The organism is Mesorhizobium sp. L103C131B0 (assembly GCF_000502275.1).
Classification (GTDB): domain Bacteria; phylum Pseudomonadota; class Alphaproteobacteria; order Rhizobiales; family Rhizobiaceae; genus Mesorhizobium.
This window is the reverse complement of the sequence record NZ_AYXC01000018.1, coordinates 62,462-81,034: the sequence shown is the minus strand read 5'-3', so window position 1 is coordinate 81,034 and position 18,573 is coordinate 62,462. Positions and strand designations below refer to the sequence as shown.

Annotated in this window: 21 protein-coding genes; 13 read left to right on the top strand and 8 right to left on the bottom strand. The window is 61.4% G+C overall.

Annotated features, from left to right (window positions below; genetic code table 11):
- Positions 1–64 precede the first annotated feature (64 nt).
- A complete protein-coding gene (locus X730_RS140920) occupies positions 65–310 on the top strand; it encodes a zinc-finger domain-containing protein (RefSeq protein ID WP_023705697.1) in 246 nt (81 codons plus the stop codon).
- A gap of 19 nt (positions 311–329) precedes the next feature.
- Positions 330–1,568 carry an FAD-dependent monooxygenase gene (locus X730_RS140925; RefSeq protein WP_023827229.1) on the top strand — a complete coding sequence of 413 codons (1,239 nt, stop codon included), beginning with the start codon at positions 330–332 and terminating at the stop codon, positions 1,566–1,568.
- A gap of 221 nt (positions 1,569–1,789) precedes the next feature.
- Here X730_RS140925 and X730_RS140930 read toward each other — a convergent pair whose 3' ends face one another.
- The 5 genes from X730_RS140930 to X730_RS140950 form a co-directional block, all read right to left on the bottom strand.
- Positions 1,790–2,455, bottom strand: coding sequence for a TIGR02117 family protein (locus tag X730_RS140930; RefSeq protein WP_023827228.1), 666 nt, complete (start codon positions 2,453–2,455; stop codon positions 1,790–1,792).
- 101 nt (positions 2,456–2,556) lie between these two features.
- On the bottom strand, positions 2,557–3,360 hold the full coding sequence (locus X730_RS140935; RefSeq protein WP_023671483.1) for an amino acid ABC transporter ATP-binding protein: 804 nt from the start codon (positions 3,358–3,360) through the stop codon (positions 2,557–2,559).
- 84 nt (positions 3,361–3,444) lie between these two features.
- Positions 3,445–4,602 carry an amino acid ABC transporter permease gene (locus X730_RS140940; protein ID WP_023700666.1) on the bottom strand — a complete coding sequence of 386 codons (1,158 nt, stop codon included), beginning with the start codon at positions 4,600–4,602 and terminating at the stop codon, positions 3,445–3,447.
- Positions 4,603–4,606: 4 nt separating this feature from the next.
- On the bottom strand, positions 4,607–5,794 hold the full coding sequence (locus X730_RS140945; protein WP_023671481.1) for an amino acid ABC transporter permease: 1,188 nt from the start codon (positions 5,792–5,794) through the stop codon (positions 4,607–4,609).
- Positions 5,795–5,856: 62 nt separating this feature from the next.
- On the bottom strand, positions 5,857–6,885 hold the full coding sequence (locus tag X730_RS140950) for an amino acid ABC transporter substrate-binding protein (RefSeq protein WP_023671480.1): 1,029 nt from the start codon (positions 6,883–6,885) through the stop codon (positions 5,857–5,859).
- 458 nt (positions 6,886–7,343) lie between these two features.
- Here X730_RS140950 and X730_RS140955 point away from each other — a divergent pair, with 458 nt between their 5' ends.
- The 5 genes from X730_RS140955 to X730_RS140975 all read left to right on the top strand — a co-directional run bounded on the left by X730_RS140955 (position 7,344) and on the right by X730_RS140975 (position 11,561).
- Entirely contained in the window at positions 7,344–8,513 is a 1,170-nt protein-coding gene (locus X730_RS140955) for a cystathionine beta-lyase (RefSeq protein ID WP_023827227.1), read from the top strand.
- A gap of 225 nt (positions 8,514–8,738) precedes the next feature.
- Entirely contained in the window at positions 8,739–9,827 is a 1,089-nt protein-coding gene (locus X730_RS140960; protein ID WP_023827226.1) for an HPP family protein, read from the top strand.
- Positions 9,828–9,930: 103 nt separating this feature from the next.
- Positions 9,931–10,599: an RNA polymerase sigma factor gene (locus X730_RS140965; RefSeq protein ID WP_031197257.1), complete on the top strand. Its 669-nt coding sequence runs from the start codon at positions 9,931–9,933 to the stop codon at positions 10,597–10,599.
- Positions 10,600–10,714: 115 nt separating this feature from the next.
- The gene (locus tag X730_RS140970) at positions 10,715–11,239 is read left to right on the top strand and encodes a DUF4142 domain-containing protein (RefSeq protein WP_023743963.1); all 525 of its coding nucleotides are present in this window, start codon (positions 10,715–10,717) and stop codon (positions 11,237–11,239) included.
- Positions 11,240–11,249: 10 nt separating this feature from the next.
- On the top strand, positions 11,250–11,561 hold the full coding sequence (locus X730_RS140975; protein ID WP_023827223.1) for a cupredoxin family copper-binding protein: 312 nt from the start codon (positions 11,250–11,252) through the stop codon (positions 11,559–11,561).
- Here X730_RS140975 and X730_RS140980 read toward each other — a convergent pair.
- Positions 11,537–12,421 carry a crotonase/enoyl-CoA hydratase family protein gene (locus X730_RS140980; protein ID WP_023827222.1) on the bottom strand — a complete coding sequence of 295 codons (885 nt, stop codon included), beginning with the start codon at positions 12,419–12,421 and terminating at the stop codon, positions 11,537–11,539. The two genes, X730_RS140975 and X730_RS140980, sit on opposite strands and share 25 nt — an antisense overlap.
- Before the next feature lie 81 nt (positions 12,422–12,502).
- On the opposite strand from X730_RS140980, the gene X730_RS140985 reads away from it, so the two are divergent.
- Complete coding sequence (locus X730_RS140985; protein ID WP_023827221.1) at positions 12,503–13,093, top strand: TetR/AcrR family transcriptional regulator; 591 nt, start codon at positions 12,503–12,505, stop codon at positions 13,091–13,093.
- Positions 13,094–13,191: 98 nt separating this feature from the next.
- Here the strand turns inward: X730_RS140985 and X730_RS140990 are convergent, their stop codons facing one another.
- The gene (locus tag X730_RS140990; RefSeq protein WP_023756417.1) at positions 13,192–14,418 is read right to left on the bottom strand and encodes an anion transporter; all 1,227 of its coding nucleotides are present in this window, start codon (positions 14,416–14,418) and stop codon (positions 13,192–13,194) included.
- Between the two features lie 767 nt (positions 14,419–15,185).
- Positions 15,186–15,422 (bottom strand): hypothetical protein, encoded by a 237-nt coding sequence (locus X730_RS140995; RefSeq protein ID WP_023671471.1) that lies wholly within the window; start codon positions 15,420–15,422, stop codon positions 15,186–15,188.
- A 273-nt stretch (positions 15,423–15,695) separates the two neighbouring features.
- On the opposite strand from X730_RS140995, the gene X730_RS01000000164775 reads away from it, so the two are divergent.
- From X730_RS01000000164775 to X730_RS141000, 5 genes are all read left to right on the top strand, one after another.
- Positions 15,696–16,022 carry a hypothetical protein gene (locus X730_RS01000000164775; protein WP_023727873.1) on the top strand — a complete coding sequence of 109 codons (327 nt, stop codon included), beginning with the start codon at positions 15,696–15,698 and terminating at the stop codon, positions 16,020–16,022.
- A gap of 770 nt (positions 16,023–16,792) precedes the next feature.
- Positions 16,793–16,960 (top strand): Thivi_2564 family membrane protein, encoded by a 168-nt coding sequence (locus X730_RS1000000166640; protein ID WP_023727872.1) that lies wholly within the window; start codon positions 16,793–16,795, stop codon positions 16,958–16,960.
- 13 nt (positions 16,961–16,973) lie between these two features.
- Positions 16,974–17,267: a hypothetical protein gene (locus X730_RS0134475; protein WP_023730429.1), complete on the top strand. Its 294-nt coding sequence runs from the start codon at positions 16,974–16,976 to the stop codon at positions 17,265–17,267.
- A 161-nt stretch (positions 17,268–17,428) separates the two neighbouring features.
- The gene (locus X730_RS0134470) at positions 17,429–17,899 is read left to right on the top strand and encodes a GFA family protein (protein WP_023705683.1); all 471 of its coding nucleotides are present in this window, start codon (positions 17,429–17,431) and stop codon (positions 17,897–17,899) included.
- 401 nt (positions 17,900–18,300) lie between these two features.
- Complete coding sequence (locus tag X730_RS141000; protein WP_023689885.1) at positions 18,301–18,495, top strand: hypothetical protein; 195 nt, start codon at positions 18,301–18,303, stop codon at positions 18,493–18,495.
- Positions 18,496–18,573 lie beyond the last annotated feature (78 nt).

The following is an 18,573-nucleotide window of genomic DNA, read 5'->3' as shown; positions in this document are numbered from 1 at the left end:
CATCGATCTTGCAAACATGCCTGTTATGTTCCAGATGCTTTTCGACGAGATCAAGGAGACGACGATGGCAGGCGGTTCCATTCCCCATTTCCAGAACGATGCGGGCCATCCGGCAATCGACATCGGCGTCAAGGAATTCATGTGCACCGGCGCCAACCCGCCCTTCGACCACCCACATGTGTTCCTCGACATGGGCGACGACAATGAAAAGGTCTGCCCGTATTGCTCGACGCTCTACCGCTATTCGGCGAAGCTGAGGGCGACGGAAACGCTGCCGGCTGGTTGCCTTTATATCGACCAGGCCGCCTGATCCTTCCGCGACAAGCCCGATGGAAGACATAAGGTCCCGGCAGGTCATAATCGCCGGGGCCGGCATCGCCGGGCTGACCGCCGCCCTTGCCTTCGCCGGACGGGGTTATCCGGTAAAGCTTATCGAACAGGCACAGCACCTAGAAGCGGCCGGCGCCGGCATCCAGCTTTCGCCCAACGCAACACGCATTCTTCGAAAACTCGGCGCGCTCGACCGGCTGTTGCCGGCAGCGTTGCGGTCGGAAGCGGTCGTGCTCAAGGACGCCCGGACGCTGCGCGAACTGGCGCGGGTACCGCTCGGGCACGCCGCCGAAGCGCGCTGGCAGGCGCCCTATCTTGTCGCCCATCGCGCAGATGTGCAGGCAGCGCTGTTGGCGCAAATGGCTGAACGGCCGCAGATTGAGCTCATCACCGGCGCCCGCGTGACCGGCATCGTCAAAGACGCGCAATATGTCGCCGTGACCGCCGAAGTGGACGGCCGCGAGATCGAGGCACGCGGCAAACTGCTGGTCGGCGCCGACGGCGTCTGGTCGGCGGTCAGGGCGCAACTCGCAGGCGAGGACTTCGTCAAAAGCCGTTTTTCGGGCGAACTCGCCTGGCGAGTCACGATCGCGGCCGAGAGCGCCGCCGGCGAAGCCTTTGTCGCGATCGGCGCCGCCGACTGCGTCACCACGTTCCTGCATCCAGGCTTCCACATGGTCGCCTACCCCGTCAGCAAAGGCCGGGCCTTCAATCTCGCCGCCTTCACCAAGGGTGAGCGCATGGCCGAAGGTTGGTCGGGCCATGCCGATCCTGCGATCCTCACGGCTGCCCTGCGCGGCACCGCGCCGGGCCTGACGAAGCTTGTGGCACTGGCCGGCCCATGGACGGCCTTTCCGATCCACACCGTCGAACAGAAGCGGTGGACGAGCCCGCAGGGCATCGCGCTGATCGGCGACGCCGCGCACGCGATGACGCCGTTTGCGGCGCAAGGTGCCGCGATGGCGATCGAAGATGCCATCACGCTTGCCGAGGCTATCGCCGATTTCCCTGGCGATCTGCCCAGAAGTTTTCGAATCTGGGAAAATCTTCGGCGGCCGCGTGTCGCCAAGGCCGCGCGTCGTGGGGCCGTAAACCGCCTCGCCTGGCATGCTGCCGGCCCGGTGGCGATCGCCCGCAATCTGTTCCTGGCCATGCGCTCGCCCGACAAGCTCGCCGCCGACCTCGACTGGCTCTATGGATGGCGAGCGGACACTCGGCAGTCTAGATCGTCGACGTAGCGATCCTTCCCACCCCTCTGTCCTGCCGGACATCTCCCCCGCAAGGGGGGAGATTGGATGTCGCCGTCGCCTTCGCCAAAATCGCCGGCGTTGCAGCACGAGCGCCGCGGGCAAAACGGCTGATCTCCCCCCTTGCGGGGGAGATGGCCGGCAGGCCAGAGGGGGGTGCTGTCCCGCTGACTTCAAAAGATCCAACACTGTCGCGGTGCGATGAAGGACTGCTAGTTATAAAACCGCATCGACAAGCCCAGCGAGGCCGGCAGCGGGTTCCACCAGCCGGTGCGCAGGCCGGCGGTGCGCAGGCCGGCGGCTGTCCAGGTGTTACAGCCGACAAGCGCGTTGAAATGGCCGTTCGCCTCGAAGAAGCGGTCGAAGCTGGAATAGGCGGCGTTCTCGATGACGACCGGACCATGCGGCCCTTGCTGGAAACTCGCGTCGATATAGTTGAGCAGCGCTGCAAAACGTTCCTCATCGATGTCGAAACCGGTGACAGCAGGGTGCGGCTCGGCGATGGTCCCGGCGATATCGACATGCATGACCGAGGCGTCCAGTGTCAGCGCCTTGAGGACGGGCACTGCTTTCAGCTGCGACCAGCTCGGCGTCTCCAGATAGAAGGCCCGGCCGCCCCAGCCAAAGACGATGTAGCGCACTTCCGGGGCGTCGACAGGGATGCCGGCAGCGACCAGGAAATGGAAGCGCCGGCGCACCTCGTCATCGACTGGAATGGCGATGTCGGTGTGGATCGGATTCTCCAGCACCAGAATATGGCGCGTGCCCTCACCCGCCGCTGACGCCGGCCACAGCGGACGCGGCACCAGCGTGCCGAGCGCGGCAGCGAGCGCGACCACGATAATCAGCATGGCCACGAAACGCAGGGCTTTTCTCATGCGGCGGCGGCTTTGTGTTTCAATGGAGAAGATCAACCCCCCAGATAGCAAAAGAGCCCGGCCGCATTACGGCCGGGCTCTTTTGGTTCGCATGAAAATGCTCAGTGCAGGATCTGCGACAGAAACAGCTTCGTGCGCTCGTGGCGCGGATGGTCGAAGAACTCGGCCGGCGTGTTCTGTTCGACGATCTGGCCCTGATCCATGAAGATCACCCGGTTGGCGACTTTGCGGGCAAAGCCCATTTCGTGAGTGACGCACAGCATGGTCATGCCTTCCTCGGCCAGGCCCACCATCGTCTCCAGCACTTCCTTGATCATTTCGGGATCGAGCGCCGAGGTCGGCTCATCGAACAGCATGATGCGCGGGTTCATGCACAGCGAACGCGCTATCGCCACGCGCTGCTGCTGGCCGCCCGACAGCTGGCCCGGATATTTGTTGGCCTGTTCGGGGATCTTGACGCGCTTGAGGAAGTGCATGGCGATTTCCTCGGCCTGCTTCTTCGGCGTCTTGCGCACCCAGATCGGCGCCAGCGTGCAGTTCTCCAGGATGGTCAGATGCGGAAACAGGTTGAAGTGCTGGAACACCATGCCGACCTCGCGGCGCACCTCGTCGATCTTCTTGAGATCGTTGGTGAGTTCCTTGCCGTCGACGATGATCTTGCCCTTCTGGTGCTCTTCCAGCCGGTTGATGCAGCGGATCATGGTCGACTTGCCCGAGCCCGAAGGACCGCAGATGACGATGCGCTCGCCGCGCATCACCTTGAGGTTGATGTCCTTCAGCACATGGAACTCGCCATACCATTTGTGCATGCCGATGATGTCGATTGCGACATCGGTGGTCGAAATGTGCATCTTCTTGGCATCGACCTTGATCTCTTCGGCGCTGACGGCGTTTTCTATGACCATGGCAGGTTCCCCTTTTTGTTCTGTCTTTTAGCTATGATGCATGTCGTTGTCCCAAAACCGCTAAACACTTTTGGGCGACATGCATCAACGTTTGTGGCCGGTGTCGAGCCGGCGTTCCGTGTACATCGAATACCGCGACATGCCGAAGCAGAACAGCCAGAAGACGAAGGCTGCAAAGATGAGACCGGATCTCGCGGTCTGTGGGGTCGCCCAATTGGCGTCCGAGAAGTTCTGCTTGACGACGCCAAGCAGGTCAAACATCGAGATGATGATGACGAGGCTTGTGTCCTTGAACATACCGATGAAGGTATTGACGATGCCGGGGATGACCAGCTTCAGTGCCTGCGGCAGCACGATCAGCACCATCTTCTGCCAGTAGCCCAGGCCAAGCGAATCCGCACCCTCATACTGGCCCTTGGGGATCGCCTGCAGGCCGCCGCGCACCACTTCGGCCATATAGGCGGCGGCAAACAGCGAGACGCCGATCAGCGCCCTGAGATATTTGTCGAACGAAACCCCGGCGGGCAGAAACAGCGGCAGCATGACGCTGGCAAAGAACAAAACGGTGATCAGCGGGATGCCGCGAACGAACTCGATAAAGACCACGCACAGTGTCTTGACGATCGGCATCTTGGAGCGCCGGCCAAGCGCCAGCACGATGCCCATCGGCAGCGACACGGCAATGCCGACAAAGGACAGGCTCAGCGTCACCAGCAGCCCGCCCCATAGCTGGGTCTCCACATGCGGCAGGCCGAAGATGCCGCCGACCAGGAGCACGAACGCGATGATCGGCAATGCCAGGAATAGAAGAATGGCGTTCAACCCCTTGCGCGGCACGCGTGGCATCAGCAACGGCACCAGCAGCGCCACGAACAGGACGGCGACCAGGATCGGCCGCCAGCGCTCTTCCAGAGGATAGCGGCCAAGCATCAACTGGCCGAACTTCGCGTTGACGAAGGCCCAGCAGGCGCCTGACCAGCCGTCCGGCTGGATGCCGCCTTGCGCCACCGTGGCGCATACAGTCCGGTCCGGCCCCGTCCACTGGGCGTTGATGAAGGCCCAGTTGACGACGGGCGGCACGATCATCACCACCAGCGCAATAGCCACTACAGTCAGGATGACGTCGCCCACCGAACCGATCAGGTTCTTGCGAACCCAGGCCAAAGGCCCCCGCACGCCGGCCGGGGCTTGTTGAGCGAGTGCCATTTCGGTCCGCACCCAGGAGGTATCATGTTCCTGCATGGTCTTACCTCTCCACCAGCGCCATCCTGGCGTTGACCACATTCATCACCGCCGACGTCACCAGGCTGATGATGAGATAGACGACCATCATGATCAGCACACCCTCGACCGCTTGACCGGTCTGATTCAGCACTGTGCCGGCGATCGCCGTCAGGTCGGGGTAACCGATGGCAATGGCCAGCGACGAGTTCTTTGTCAGGTTGAGATACTGGCTGGTCAGCGGCGGGATGACGATCCGCATGGCTTGGGGAACGACGACAAGCCGCAGGATAGATCCCGGCCGCAGCCCCAGGGCGCCAGCCGCTTCGGTCTGACCCTTGCTGACGCCGAGAATGCCGGCGCGCACGATCTCGGCGATGAAGGAGGCCGTGTAACAGGACAGCGCCAAATAGAGAGACAGGAACTCCGGCCCGATCTGAAAGCCTCCGGTCAGGTTGAAGGTCGATTGCTTTGGAAAGTCGAAGCTCAAGGGAAAGCCGCTCAGCGCATAGGCCAGGAGCGGAAGGCCGACGATCAGCGCCGCCGAAGTCCAGAATACGGGAAACTGCTGGCCGGTTGCCATTTGCCGCTGGCGTGCCGTGCGCGCGACAAAAAAAGCCATGGCGATGCCGACAAGCAAGGCGACAAACATCAGCCAGGAGCCGTCGCCCCAGATAGCGCGCGGAAAATAGAAACCGCGTTGGTTGAGGAAAGAGCCGAACGGCAAATTGAAACTGTCGCGAGGCGCCGGCAGTACCGCGAGCACGCCTGAATACCAGAAGAAGATCACCAGCAGCGGCGGGATGTTGCGGAACACCTCGACATAGACCGTGCAAATCTTGCGAACCAGCCAGTTGCGCGATAACCGGCCGACGCCGACAATGAAGCCAATGATGGTCGCGGTGATAATGCCGGCAACGGCGACGATAATGGTGTTGATAAGCCCGACGACAATGGCCTGGCCATAGGTCGAATCGGAATCATAAGCGATGGGCCTGACTGGAATGTCAAAGCCTGCTCGGTTGTTCAGGAAGCCAAAACCGGAAGTAATATGCAGGCGCTGCAGGTTGACGATGACGTTGTGGACGATCCACCAGACGCCCGCCACCAGCAAGATGACAACCACCGCCTGGAAGAAAAACCCGCGGACTTTCGGATCGTTGATGAAGGAACCGCGGCTCGGCTCCTCGCGAAGAACTTCCTGCGATGCCATTGCTCATCCCCTGGAAAGAGAAACCGGAAGGCAGATGATCTGCCTTCCGGATCACATTTCGATCAGCGGATCGGCGGTGCGTATTGCAGGCCGCCCTTGGTCCACAGCGCATTGATGCCGCGCGCGATCTTCAGCGGGCTGCCGGTGCCGACATTGCGCTCGAACATCTCACCGTAATTGCCGACTGCCTTGACGATGTTGACGACCCAGTCATTGCTCACGCCAAGGTCGGTTCCGATCTTGGTTTCGGCTTCCTGACCGAGCACGCGCTTGATCTCCGGATTATCCGAGGTCTTCATCTCTTCGACATTGGCCTGGGTGATGCCCAGTTCCTCTGCCTGCAACAGGGCGAAGTAGGTCCACTTGACGATGTGGTACCACTGGTCGTCCCCCTGGCGTACGGCGGGGCCGAGCGGCTCTTTGGAGATGATCTCGGGCAGCACGACATGGTCGGCCGGCGCACTCAGCGTCAGGCGGATGCCATAGAGGCCGGATTGGTCGGTGGTGTAGACGTCGCAGCGGCCGGCGTCATAGGCAGCGTTGACCTCTTCCAGCTTTTCGAAGACGACCGGGTTGTACTCCATCTTGTTCGCCTTGAAGTAGTCGGCGAGGTTGAGCTCGGTGGTGGTGCCGCTCTGCACGCAGACTGCCGCACCTGAAAGCTGCAGCGCCGAATTGACGCCAGGCAGTTTCTTGGCGTTGATCATGAAACCCTGGCCGTCATAATAGGTGACGCCGATGAAGTTCAGGCCAAGCGCGGTATCGCGATTGATGGTCCATGTGGTGTTGCGCGACAGGAGATCGATCTCGCCCGACTGCAACGCGGTGAAGCGCTCCTTGGCGCTGAGCGGCGTGAACTTGACCTTGGAGGCATCGCCGAAGACTGCACCAGCAACAGCGCGGCAGAAATCCGCGTCGATGCCTTTCCAATCGCCTTTGTCGTCAGGCGCCGAGAAGCCGGCCAGGCCCGTCGAGACACCGCACTGGATGAAGCCCTTCGCCTTGACGGTATCGAGCGTTGTCGCCGACGCGGCCGAAGCCATCCATCCAAGCGCAGCGGCACCGAGAATGCCAATTGCAATATGTTTCATAACCCACAGACCCTTTTCTGTTTTCAGGTAAACCCTGATCCTCAGGCAAATCCTGATCTTTTCCCGCGTGAACCCGGCTCCCATCCGGCTCATTCCGGAACCTCGCGTCGTAACCGACGCCCGGCCCCTCCCATTCACGAACTGCATCGAAGGCGATTATCTCTGTGAGGTCAAGGGAAATGACCGTTTCACGACAGCTTTGAAAACCAATTGCCGCAAATGCCTGAATTGCGGACAACACCCTCAGGAAAGCAGCAAGCCCCGCAAACAAAAACGGCAAAGTCCGTCGACGCTAATCCACATCCACTCATGAAATCCGCGGCTCTGGATTGCCGCGCGTTCCAGACTATTCATAAGGGAATTGGCCTATGCAAAGGGCACCGCCTGGCGGGCGCCCACTGTTGCACGGCCAATGCCGCCGCTCTATGGCTAGCGCTTTCACCACGAGGCGAAGAGCAATGGCGACTGACGGCAACGAAATGGGTATCAACACGCGGCTTGCCCATTCGGGCAACAATCCGCACGACTATTTCGGCTTCGTCAATCCGCCGATCGTGCATGCCTCGACCGTGCTCTATCCCAATGCGTCGGCGATGGCGGCGCGCAGCCAGAAATACACCTATGGCACACGCGGCACGCCGACCACCGATGCGTTGGCGCATGCGATCGACGCGCTGGAAGGCTCCGCCGGCACCATAATCGTGCCGTCGGGCCTGGCGGCGGTGACCGTCCCGTTGCTGGCGTTTCTCTCGGCAGGCGATCACATCCTGATTGTCGATTCCGTCTACCATCCGACCCGCAATTTCGCCGACACGATGCTGAAGCGGCTGGGTGTCGAGGTCGAGTATTACGATCCGCATGCCGGCGCCGGCATCGCCAGCTTGATCAAGCCGAACACCAAAGTCGTGTTTACGGAATCACCGGCCTCCAACACCTTCGAGGTGCAGGACGTTCCGGCGATCGCCAAGGCGGCGCATGAAACGGGCGCCATCGTCATGATGGACAACACCTGGGCAACGCCGCTCTATTTCCGTCCGCTCGACCACGGCGTCGATATCTCGATCCATGCGGCGACGAAATATCCGGCCGGGCATTCGGATGTGCTGCTGGGCACAGTGTCTGCCAATGCCAACTGCTGGAAGCAGCTTTGCGAGACGTTCTACACGATGGGCTGCTGCGCCGGCCCCGACGACGTCTACCAAGTCCTGCGCGGCCTGCGCACGATGGGCGTTCGGCTGGATCACCATCAAAAGAGCGCGCTTGCCATTGCCGTCTGGCTTGAAGGCCAGCCCGGCGTGGCCCGCGTGCTGCACCCGGCGCTCCCCAGCCACCCCGACCACGCGGTGTGGAAGCGTGATTTTTCCGGCTCGAGCGGCATCTTTTCCATCGTGCTCAAAGGCGGCGGCCAGAGACAGCAGCATGCCTTCCTCGATGCGTTGAAAATCTTTGGTCTCGGCTATTCCTGGGGCGGCTATGAGAGCCTTGCCGTGCCGGTCTTCCTCGGCGACCGTACCGTCGCCAAGGGCCCCTATGACGGCCCGCTGATCCGGCTGCAGATCGGGCTTGAGGATGTCGAGGACCTCAAGGCCGATATCCTGCGCGGGCTGGAAGCGGCCGCTGCGGCATGACACCAGCAAACTTGCGAAGCTGATTCCGCTGGTCCGCCCAACCCGTTGAAAGGATTGGCGAGCGACTTTCGCAGGCGATCGACGTCGCAAAGCCGCTCATGGGTCGACCAAGCGCAATGTTATTTCCCCAATGCGCGCTTTTTCGGATCGGTTTGACTTTCAAAATCGTCGGTCCAACGCCATTGCAGGCGCTGCGCGCACAATTCCAGCCGGACTGAGCTTGCCATGGCCTTTCGTCTCTTTGTCCCCATTCTCGCCGGCGCGACGCTGCGCGAGCGCCTCATCGCCTGCATCGGGGCGATGATCGGCATTGCGCTGACCGGCGCGATCGGCGCGCTGGTGCTTGGCAATGGCCCGCATGTGCCGCTGCTGGTGGCGCCGATGGGGGCGTCGGCGGTGCTGCTGTTTGCGGTGCCTGCAAGCCCGCTGGCGCAGCCATGGTCGATCATCGGCGGCAATACAATATCGGCGCTGGTCGGCGTGATCGTGGCCCATTTCGTCCATCAGCCCGTTCTCGCCACGGGCATTGCCGTGGCGATGGCGATCGCCGCCATGTCGTTCTCACGCTGCCTGCATCCGCCGGGCGGCGCCGCCGCACTGACCGCCGTGCTCGGCGGGCCGGCCGTGATCGGTGCCGGCTTCCTATTTCCGTTCGTGCCGGTGGCGCTGAACTCCATGATGCTGGTCGCGCTCGGCTATGCTTTCCACAGGCTGTCGCGACGCAGCTACCCGCATGTGCCGGCCCCTGCCCCGAAAAGCACGCACGGAACCATCGATCCGCCGGCTCAGGAGCGCATCGGCTTCCGGGCCGAGGACATCGATGCCGCGCTGGCTGCACTCGACGAGACCTTCGACATCGACCGCAACGATCTCGAACAGCTGCTGCGACAGGTCGAACTGCAAGCGACGATGCGCGCACACCGAACCATGTTGTGCGAGGACATCATGTCCCGCGACGTGATTTCGGTCGATGAACACGCGTCCGCCGATCGGGCGCGTCATCTGCTGCTCGACCACAATATCCGCACGCTGCCGGTTGTAGACAAGGACGCCAGGCTGGTCGGCACCGTTGGATTGAGGGAATTGGCGCGAGCCGACGAAGCCGTCGGAAGCGTTACGTCGACAGCGTCGACCGCCGCCGCCTGTACGCCCGCCATGGCCCTGCTACCGGTGCTCACCGACGGCCGCACCCATGCAGTCATCATCTTGGACGGGGACAGCCGCATCCTTGGCCTGATCACGCAGACCGACCTGCTTGCGGCCACGGCGCGAGTGCAGGCTGCTGACAAGCCGCTGGCGGAAGCAGTATTCTAGGCGCCGCCGGAGCCGGGCGAAAATGGCCGGGAACCTTTTGCCGGCGATGTCATCCAATGTCTTGATCGAGGTTTCGGACGGGGATCGGATCGAGGAACTGGCCATGCCTGCTATGTCTCTACCAATGCCCACTGCTGCTTCAAGCGAGATGCTTCTCGTGCGCCGCGCGCTGGCAAGCGAAGGCAACGCCTTCCGCATCATCATGAAGACCCATAATCAGCGGCTCTATCGCATCGCTCGCGGGGTGGTGCGCAACGATGCTGAAGCCGAGGACATCGTCCAGGAGGCCTATGTCAGAGCCTTTGCCCATCTCGATGCCTTTCGCGGGGAGTCCTCATTGGCCACCTGGCTGTCGCGCATCGTCATCAACGAGGCGCTCGGCCGTCTGCGCAAAAGGCGGCGGACGGTGGCGAAAAACCCGCAAGCCGAAATCATCCAGTTCCCCCTCAATCCCAGCGACGATCCGGAGCGGACGATGGCGCAGCGGCAGATCCTCGAGTTGGTGGAACGGGCGACCGACAGCCTACCCGATGTTTATCGGACGGTGTTCGTGGCGCGGGTTATCGAGGGGCTCAGTATCGAGGAGACCGCCGAGCTGCTTGGCGTGCGGCCGGAAACCGTCAAGACAAGGCTACACCGCGCCCGCGCCCTGGTACGCAAGGCACTCGACGACCAGATCGGGCCGGTGCTGCTCGACGCCTTCCCGTTTGCCGGCCGGCGCTGCGACAGGCTGACCAGCGCCGTCATGCAGCGGCTCGGCCTGGAGAGCTGATCATCGGCTGATTTGGCCGATTTCCCCGGGAACGTTTGCCGCCGCTGCGCATCCAATGACCGTCAACTCAAAAACATGGCCCGGCGCGATCCCGCGTCCGGGCGAAGGAGATGCCATGCTTACCCGACACACCGCCGCCCTCGCTGCCTTGCTGCTGCTTGGCGCTGCCCCGCTCGCGCAAGCCGCCGACAAGCCGACGGACCCGCAGATCGCCCACATCGCCTACACGGCAGGCGTCATCGATGTGGAAGCCGCCAAGCAGGCGATCAAGAAATCGAAGACCAAGGAGGTCGTGGATTTCGCCAACGACATGGTGCGTGACCACGAAGCGGTCAACGCGCAGGCACTGGAACTGGTAAAGAAGCTGAAGGTGACGCCGGAAGACAACGCAACCAGCCAGGCGCTGACCAAGGCTGCGGCCGAGGAGCGGGCGAAGCTCGCCAAACTCGACGGCGCAGCCTTTGACAAAGCCTATGTCGACAACGAGATCGCCTACCACAAACAGGTCGACGGCGCGCTTGAAACCCTTTTGATCCCATCGGCCAGTAATACCGAGTTGAAGAGCCTGCTGGAGACCGGCCTGAAGATTTTCCAGGGCCATGAACAGCACGCCGAGCATGTTGCAGGTATGCTGAAGTAAGGACCAGGCTATGTCGAAACGGCAGCTGTGGATTGCACTGGCGCTGGTCTTCGGGACCTCACCCGTGCAGGCCGAAACCATCCAGGTCACCATCGACAAACTTGTCTTTTCGCCGGCCACCGTCGACGCGAAGGTCGGCGACACGATCAAGTGGGTGAACAAGGACGTGTTCGCACATACGGCTACCGTCAAGGGTGGCTGGGAAGTGATGATCCCGCCGAAGGCAACAGCGAGCCTGACCCTGCGGAAGGCGGAAGCGGTCGAATATTTCTGCCGCTTCCACCCCAACATGAAAGGTCATGTGGCCGTGACGGCGCCTTGATCCCGGTCCGCAAGCCCGTCCTGCTGCGTTGAGGCTCGCCTGGCTTCATCCGGACGGGTGATGTGTGTCCACGAGCCGTCACAGCCCGACTGGCGCCGTGCGATCCAGGCATCCAGCCCTTCGCGCAGATCAGCGGTCGGAGCCATGCGGGCGAACTGCTCGGCCTCGACAGCCAAGCCTTCCGCGATGCTCTGGTTCAGGCCCCGCGCCACTGCTGTGAGGATTGAGGCAATTGCTGCAGGAGAATGCCTGGTCATGCGCCGGGCAAGATCAATTGCGGTGGACATCAGCTCCTCATGCGGCACCACCTGGTTGACGAGGCCGAGTTCGACGGCGCGCGGCGGCGGGAACCAATCGCCGGTCAACAGCAGCTCGAGCGCCCTCTTGCGCCCTGCCAGTCTCGGAAGCCGCTGCGTGCCGCCGAAAGTAGGCGGCATTGCAAGGTTGATCTCAGGCTTGGCGAACAAGGCGCGGTCGCTGGCGATAGCGAGCGGCACGGCTTCGGTGATCTCGCAGCCGCCGCCGAAGGCGATGCCGTTGACGGCGGCGATGACGGGCTTGCGGAATGCCTCCAGCCTTGCCGTCAGCCGCTGTCCGCGCATAACGAAGTCGCGCAGGGCAACGTCGACGCCGATGGCCACGCTGCCTGAGAATTCATGGATGTCGCCGCCGGCGGAGAAGGCGCGCTCTCCTGCTCCAGTGAGGATGACGGCGCGGATGGCATCGTCGGTCTCGGCCGCATCGAGGAGCGCAAGCAGGCTATCAATCAGCGCATAGTTCAAGGCGTTGAGCTTTTCCGGCCGATTAAGCGTGAGGATGGCGATCCCGTTGCGGGCCTCGGTGAGCACAAGCTCGGTCATGTCTTTTCCTTCCCTGTGTTTGTCGACGGAGAGGATCAGGCTTTCGGTTGTATGTATATTCACTAGTCGGTATACTTGCGTATGAGCGAAGTACCAAGCCCTACCCGCAAACGCATTGTCGATGCCGCAACGAAGCTGTTCTATGCCGAGGGGATCGGCCGCGTCAGCGTCGATGCAGTGGCGGAAAAAGCCGGGCTGACCAAGCGCACGCTCTACTATCATTTCAAGAGCAAGGACGATTTGATCGCGGCCTATCTCGACGGTCGCGACCAGCCGAACCTCAAGCAGATGGCCGGCTGGTTCGAGACGGCCGAAGGCGATGTCGAGCGCAAGGTCGAGGCGATTTTCACCAATCTGGCGCGCGTGGCGAAGCACCCGAAATGGAGAGGCTGCGGCTTTCTGCGCACGGCAGCCGAACTCGCTTCCATGCCCGGACACCCCGCCGTTAAAGCTGGGGCGCGGCATAAGCAGAATTTCGAGACCTGGTTGGCCGGCGAACTCTCAGGCCACGGCGTCGACGAGCCGCGGACCCTGGCGCGCGAAATCGTGCTTTTGATGGACGGCGCGTTCTCGATCATGCTGATCCACCGCAACCCCGACTATGTCGAGGCGGCCGGACATGCCGCTGCAACGCTGGTTCGGGCAAGGTTAGGATCGGCGACTATCCGCTAGAGCGTTTCACCGTCTAATGGAGACGGCGAAACACTCTATCTCTTTGTTTTGACGCAATCCGGACGGAAAACCGCTTCACACTTTTTCCTGAAATTGCTCTAGAATCCAGCCGCCAGCCATGCCGTCCCAACGGCAAGGGTCAGCAGCGTCAGTGGCAGGCCGACCTTGAAGAAGGCTGAGAAGGACAGCTGCGTGCCGGCCGCCCGCGCCTGTTCGGCGACGATCAGGTTGGCGACTGAGCCAAGCAAGGTGAAGTTGCCGGCCAGCGTCGAGCTCATCGCCACCACCAGCCAGGCACGCCCGGGGTTTTCAAGGCCGGGTACGAATGGCCGCAGCGCCAGCACGGCCGGAACATTGCTCATGATGTTGGAGAGCACCGCGGTGAAGCCCGATAGCCGCCAGACGTCGTCCAGCCCGAGGTTCTTGGCCGAGGCGATGATGTCGGGCGTCAGCAGCGTCTTTTCGGCGCCGGCGACAACGATGAACAGGCCGGCGAACATGAACAGCAGCGGGCCGTCGATCTCGCGGTAGATGCGTGCCGGCTTGATGGCGCGGGTGAGCAACAGGATGGCGCCGCCGATGAGCGCTGCCTTGGCAACCGGAACGCCGGCGAAGAAGGCGATGGCCAGGCCGATGCAGACAACCACCGCCTTCAGCACCTGTCCCGGCAGCATGCGGCCGCGATAGACCTCCGGGTTGAGATCGGCGGTGCGGGCGAATTCGGCGCGGTAGACGATGCGCACGATTACGATGACCGCGACGAGGCCGAAGAGGGCAACCGGCGCCAGGGCGGCCGAAAAGGCTGGGTAGGAAATTCCCGACAGCGCGCCGATGACCATGTTCTGCGGGTTGCCGGTGATGGTGGCGACGCTGCCGCAGTTGGACGCGGTGGCGGTGGCGATCAGATAGGGAATGGGATTGCGATTGATGACACGGGTGACGTGGACGACGATCGGCGCCATGACCAGGCAGATGGCGTCGTTGACCAGGAACGCCGACAACACGCCGGTCAACAGCGTCACCATCACCAGCAGCACGAAAGGCGCGTGCGCATGCTCGATAGCGTAGGCGCCAAGCGCCCGGAAGGCGCCCGACACCTTCAGATGCGCCACCACGATCATCATGCCGAGCAGCAGCGTAATGGTGTCGAAATTGATGGCGCGATAGGCATCTTCCATACTGAGTGCGCCGATGGCGATCATCGCCGCCCCCCCCAGCAAGGCGATCCCTGCCCGGTCGAGACGGAGGCCTGGAATACGCCCGATTGCGACGCCGGCATAAGTCAGGACAAGGATCAAAAGTGCCGCTGCGCCCATCAATGTCATTGGCAGACATCCTTGTCCAAACGAACCGACGCAGGAACGGACTGTTCCCGCCCAGGCATTTGCCGGGCAGCTTTAACGCCGCTCCAGCAAAGCGAAAGCCTATAACGATCCGAATGCGAAAATCGGTGGGCAAAATCGCGGGTCGACCGATGCCGGGAGCAACCGGAGCTTGACTTTGAGACGGCCGAAATTGGGAACGAGACACGCGCGGCGGACTGCCGGTGGCCTGAGATCGCCATCCGCGAAACTTCCCCCTCGGAAGGCTCGTGATCTATGTGATTAAATTCTAATTTAGGCTTTCCGGGTATGGATAGCTTAGCCGTATTTCGGCCTTGGGGTTTCAGATGGTCCAGGTTCTTGAGAGGGAATGCCGTGTCTCGGAGAACGAGGCTCTGCTGGCGCGTCCGATAGAATGTCCACAATGCCACGGAACCCGCAAGGTGTTTGTCTGTGCCCGGTGGGCGAGCTCGAACGGCCATTGCTGCCCTGGAGGAACACACCGGCTCAGGTGCCCCGGTCACAGCGTCACGTGCATGGAGTGCGAAGAGAACCTTGAGCGTATCTGAAAGCGATCGCGACCATTTCCTGTTCGGAAAACGCAAAAAGCCCGCTCCGGCGAACCGGAGCGGGCTTTGCAACAATACGCCAAGAGTACCCTGCTGAGACCAGTACCCTGCCGAGAGCCGACCCGCTTTGCGTTTCCGCCACTGCAATAAATTGGTAGCGGCACTTCCAGAAAAAGCGATTGTTGGCTAACCGCCGTCGGATTACTCGCCCGACTGGCCGTCGCCAGTCACACTGCTGCCCAGAATTCCAAAGTCCTGAGACTTTGTTCCTTGTCCCGCAGTCAGGAATCCATCCGCATCCAGGCCGCGCCGCAGCAGTTCCCGCACTGCCGCGGACCGGCTTGGCATGCGCTTTTCGAAGCGCCAGTTTTCCAAGGCAGCCAATTCCTCGGCTGTCAGCATGATCTGCAGTCGCTCGGGTCGTTCCAGCTCGGCCATTCGCGCCTCCAACCGTCAAGACCAAAAATATGGTGAGTTAGTATGTGTCTCAATTGCAGTATAGCTAGGGGTCCCCGTGCAGCGCGTCAAGAGAGGCTGATGGGTGACTCACATACAAGACCAACGATGAGGAAGACACGCCGATAGCACAACCCTCGCAGTCTGCTAACTACTTGATTTACTTGAGAATATTTTATATTCTTCTTGCCATCTGAAGGTCGTTGGCGCATCTTGATCACGACGGGACAACCGGCTCCTGAAAGGAAGGTTTCCATGCGCTACGGATATTCGGCTCGGCTACGGGAGGATCTCAATTCACGGGTCCTGGGCGCGCTGCGCTCGCGCGGAATGGTCAATATTGCGGTGGTTGCCGAGGACATACGATTGCGTAACCTGGACGAGAACGTCGCCCTTGAAGACGTCGAGCGGCTTGTGATGCAGACGGCCCAACTCTACGGCGCGGTGATGGAATTGGACGGACTGACCTCCGTCGAGGCGGGGAGATTGACTTCGCTTGCCGACGATAAGCACGAACTGTCTGGCATCGGCAATTCCGACACCACAGGCGGCCAAACCGCTCCCCTGCTGGGATTGTCCTAAGCGCGACCCTCTCTTTCAATCGACAAAATCCGCGAGAGAGATTTGGACCGAACTCGGCGGCGCCTGGAGCGTCCAGACGACGCCTTGTCCCCAAATTCCAGTTGTCCGGTGCCGCTAAGCGCTTGTGGCGCAACCCGCTGGAGGACGACGGAGCCAAAACCGCGGCGCGTCGTCCCACTCATTCGGCGGCCTCGTTGTAGAACGTGATGCGGCCCCGTGTGTCGATGGTGTAGGCTGCAACGGGCAACGCTCCCAACAAACTGGCGGGCCCGACACCTGGGATTCCAATCCCCGCATGTTGGATGACGTATTTCCCTACCCCAAATTCCCCACCTGCTCGATTTGCCCGTTCCGCGGTAGCTGAGATGCACGTGCGAGGTTTCGGTTCCCGTCGTCCCCTTGGGACGGCAATTGTTCTCCTGCGAAAAGGCGATCACCCGCCGGGCGGCGCCGGATCTCAGGGCTCGCGCAAATGTCGACAACGAAGCGCAACTCAGGCCGTCTTTGTCGGAAGCTCGTCAACCCGAGGCGGTTCTCCCGTTAGCCCCGCCTGACGCCAGCAACAAGTTGCCTGGGACTGTGTCGCCGATGGCAAACGACAACCATTGCGGCAAACAGGCCCTGATCGGCATCCAGCTTCAAAGGCTGCGGAACGTTGTTTCGCGGCCTTTACGCTGCGCCGATGGCTTCGCATCGACAGGAACCAATCAAGGGCCAGAGCGTTTGCCGCTGCGTACTCTTCTCAGACGTAGCCAGACGGAGTGAGGGACATGGCTTCATCGGTACTTATCGGCATTCTAATCACTTTCCTGGTGATCATCCTGGTGCTCTATCTCATCCAGCGTCTGCCGCTCGATGGCCGCACGAGGCAGATCGCGCAGATCGTTGTCCTCATTATCGGCATCATTTCGCTGTTGAAATACCTGGCCGTATTTTAGGATAAGGATCGCCATGACATCCCAAACAATCGCATGGATCATTGGAACGGCGTTGTTTGCAGCAACAAGCACGGCCCACGCCCGACCCGACACGCGTTCGATGAGCTGCGAGGAGACGCAGCGCCTGATCCAGAGCCATCACTCGGCGGTGTTGACGACCGGCCAGAATACTTACGATCGCTATGTCCGCCAATACGGCAACGAGTGCGACTGGCCGGAGGTGCCGGTCGCTGCCTCCGTTCCGACACGTGATCGCCAGTGCCGTGTCTATTGGTGCCGGGAACCGGTGTTCGATTTCCCGAACTGACACATCCAGCAGCCTTGCGGCGGTCGTTGCCATGGCGCTCCCGGGTTCAGACGATGCTTTGCGCGAGGCGACATGGAACCCTTGCGCTGCGGGTGAATTGATTGTGCGCATGGCGCTGCAAGATGTAGTGGTGTGATGCCCAACCAGATGGAGGAGCGGTCATGCCCAATGATACAAGGCGGAGCGGCAGCTGCCTGTGCGGCGGCATCCAGTTTTCGGTGACGGGAGATCCCTTTCGGATTGGCCTTTGCCATTGCAAGGACTGCCGCAAGGCTAGCGGGTCGGCTTTTTCGGCGTTTGCAGTGTGGCCGCTCGAGGCGTTCGAAACGACGGGTATCGTCAGCAGCTACGGCGACAGAAGTTTTTGTCCCACCTGCGGCGGCCGGGTCCCTTTGGTTCGTGAGAATGAGGTGGAAGTGACGATTGGCAGCCTCGATGAGGTGCCCACCGAAGGGCTGGAGCCCAGCTATGAACTCTGGGTCAATCGCCGTGAGCACTGGTTGCAACGCTTGCCTGCCGCCCGGCAATTCGAGCACGACCGGGTCGATGACGAGCCGACAAACCGGACAGCCGAACCAATTTCTGACGGTGTCGAGACGCCGTCTAGCTTGCCGCAACGCAAGTCGGCCTAGCGCGAGCGGCGCAGACAGCCGGCAGGCAGGAAATCGTTCTCGAAACCGCCCGATGCCGAACGGAGCGTCCCCGGTCAGCTGGAATTCGTCTTGTGGTTGCAACGATGCTACGTTTGTTTGGAAACGAGAGCTTAAGACCACGCAATATCGTTACGTCAACTATGCTGCCCAAGCATCTCGTGGTGTGAACTGAAGGAATCTCCCTTTCTTGTACAAAAAGAAGCTTTGTTTATTTTCTTTCCGTCACATATTGTAGCGAATCTTGAAGCCGGATGGGGCGGCTTTCATGCAGCCAGCGCCTTCGCAGGATCGCGGTCCGCACGTGCAATATCCACTTCACGGCAATCTTCATGCAAGCATAGTCAGCGCAAAGTTCATGCGCAGACATTGGGGGGGCACCAATGGACCAGCCGAGCAAAATGGAGAACCTGCAGTTCGCGCAAGGGATGCTGCGGGAGCTTCGGCAGAAAGCCGAAGCCGACGGCCAGAAGCTTCTGACCTACCTCATCGACATGGCCTACCTTGAAGCCAGCGACCGCATCCGTGCACATTGGGTCGGCAATCACGAGCCCGAAAACCGCAGGGCCAAGGGGTAGTGTCAAGGGGTAAACCCAAAACGGGGCTATGGTTGCCCCCACGGGGCGTTTTTAACCAGACGCCTGGGGCCGGCGAGA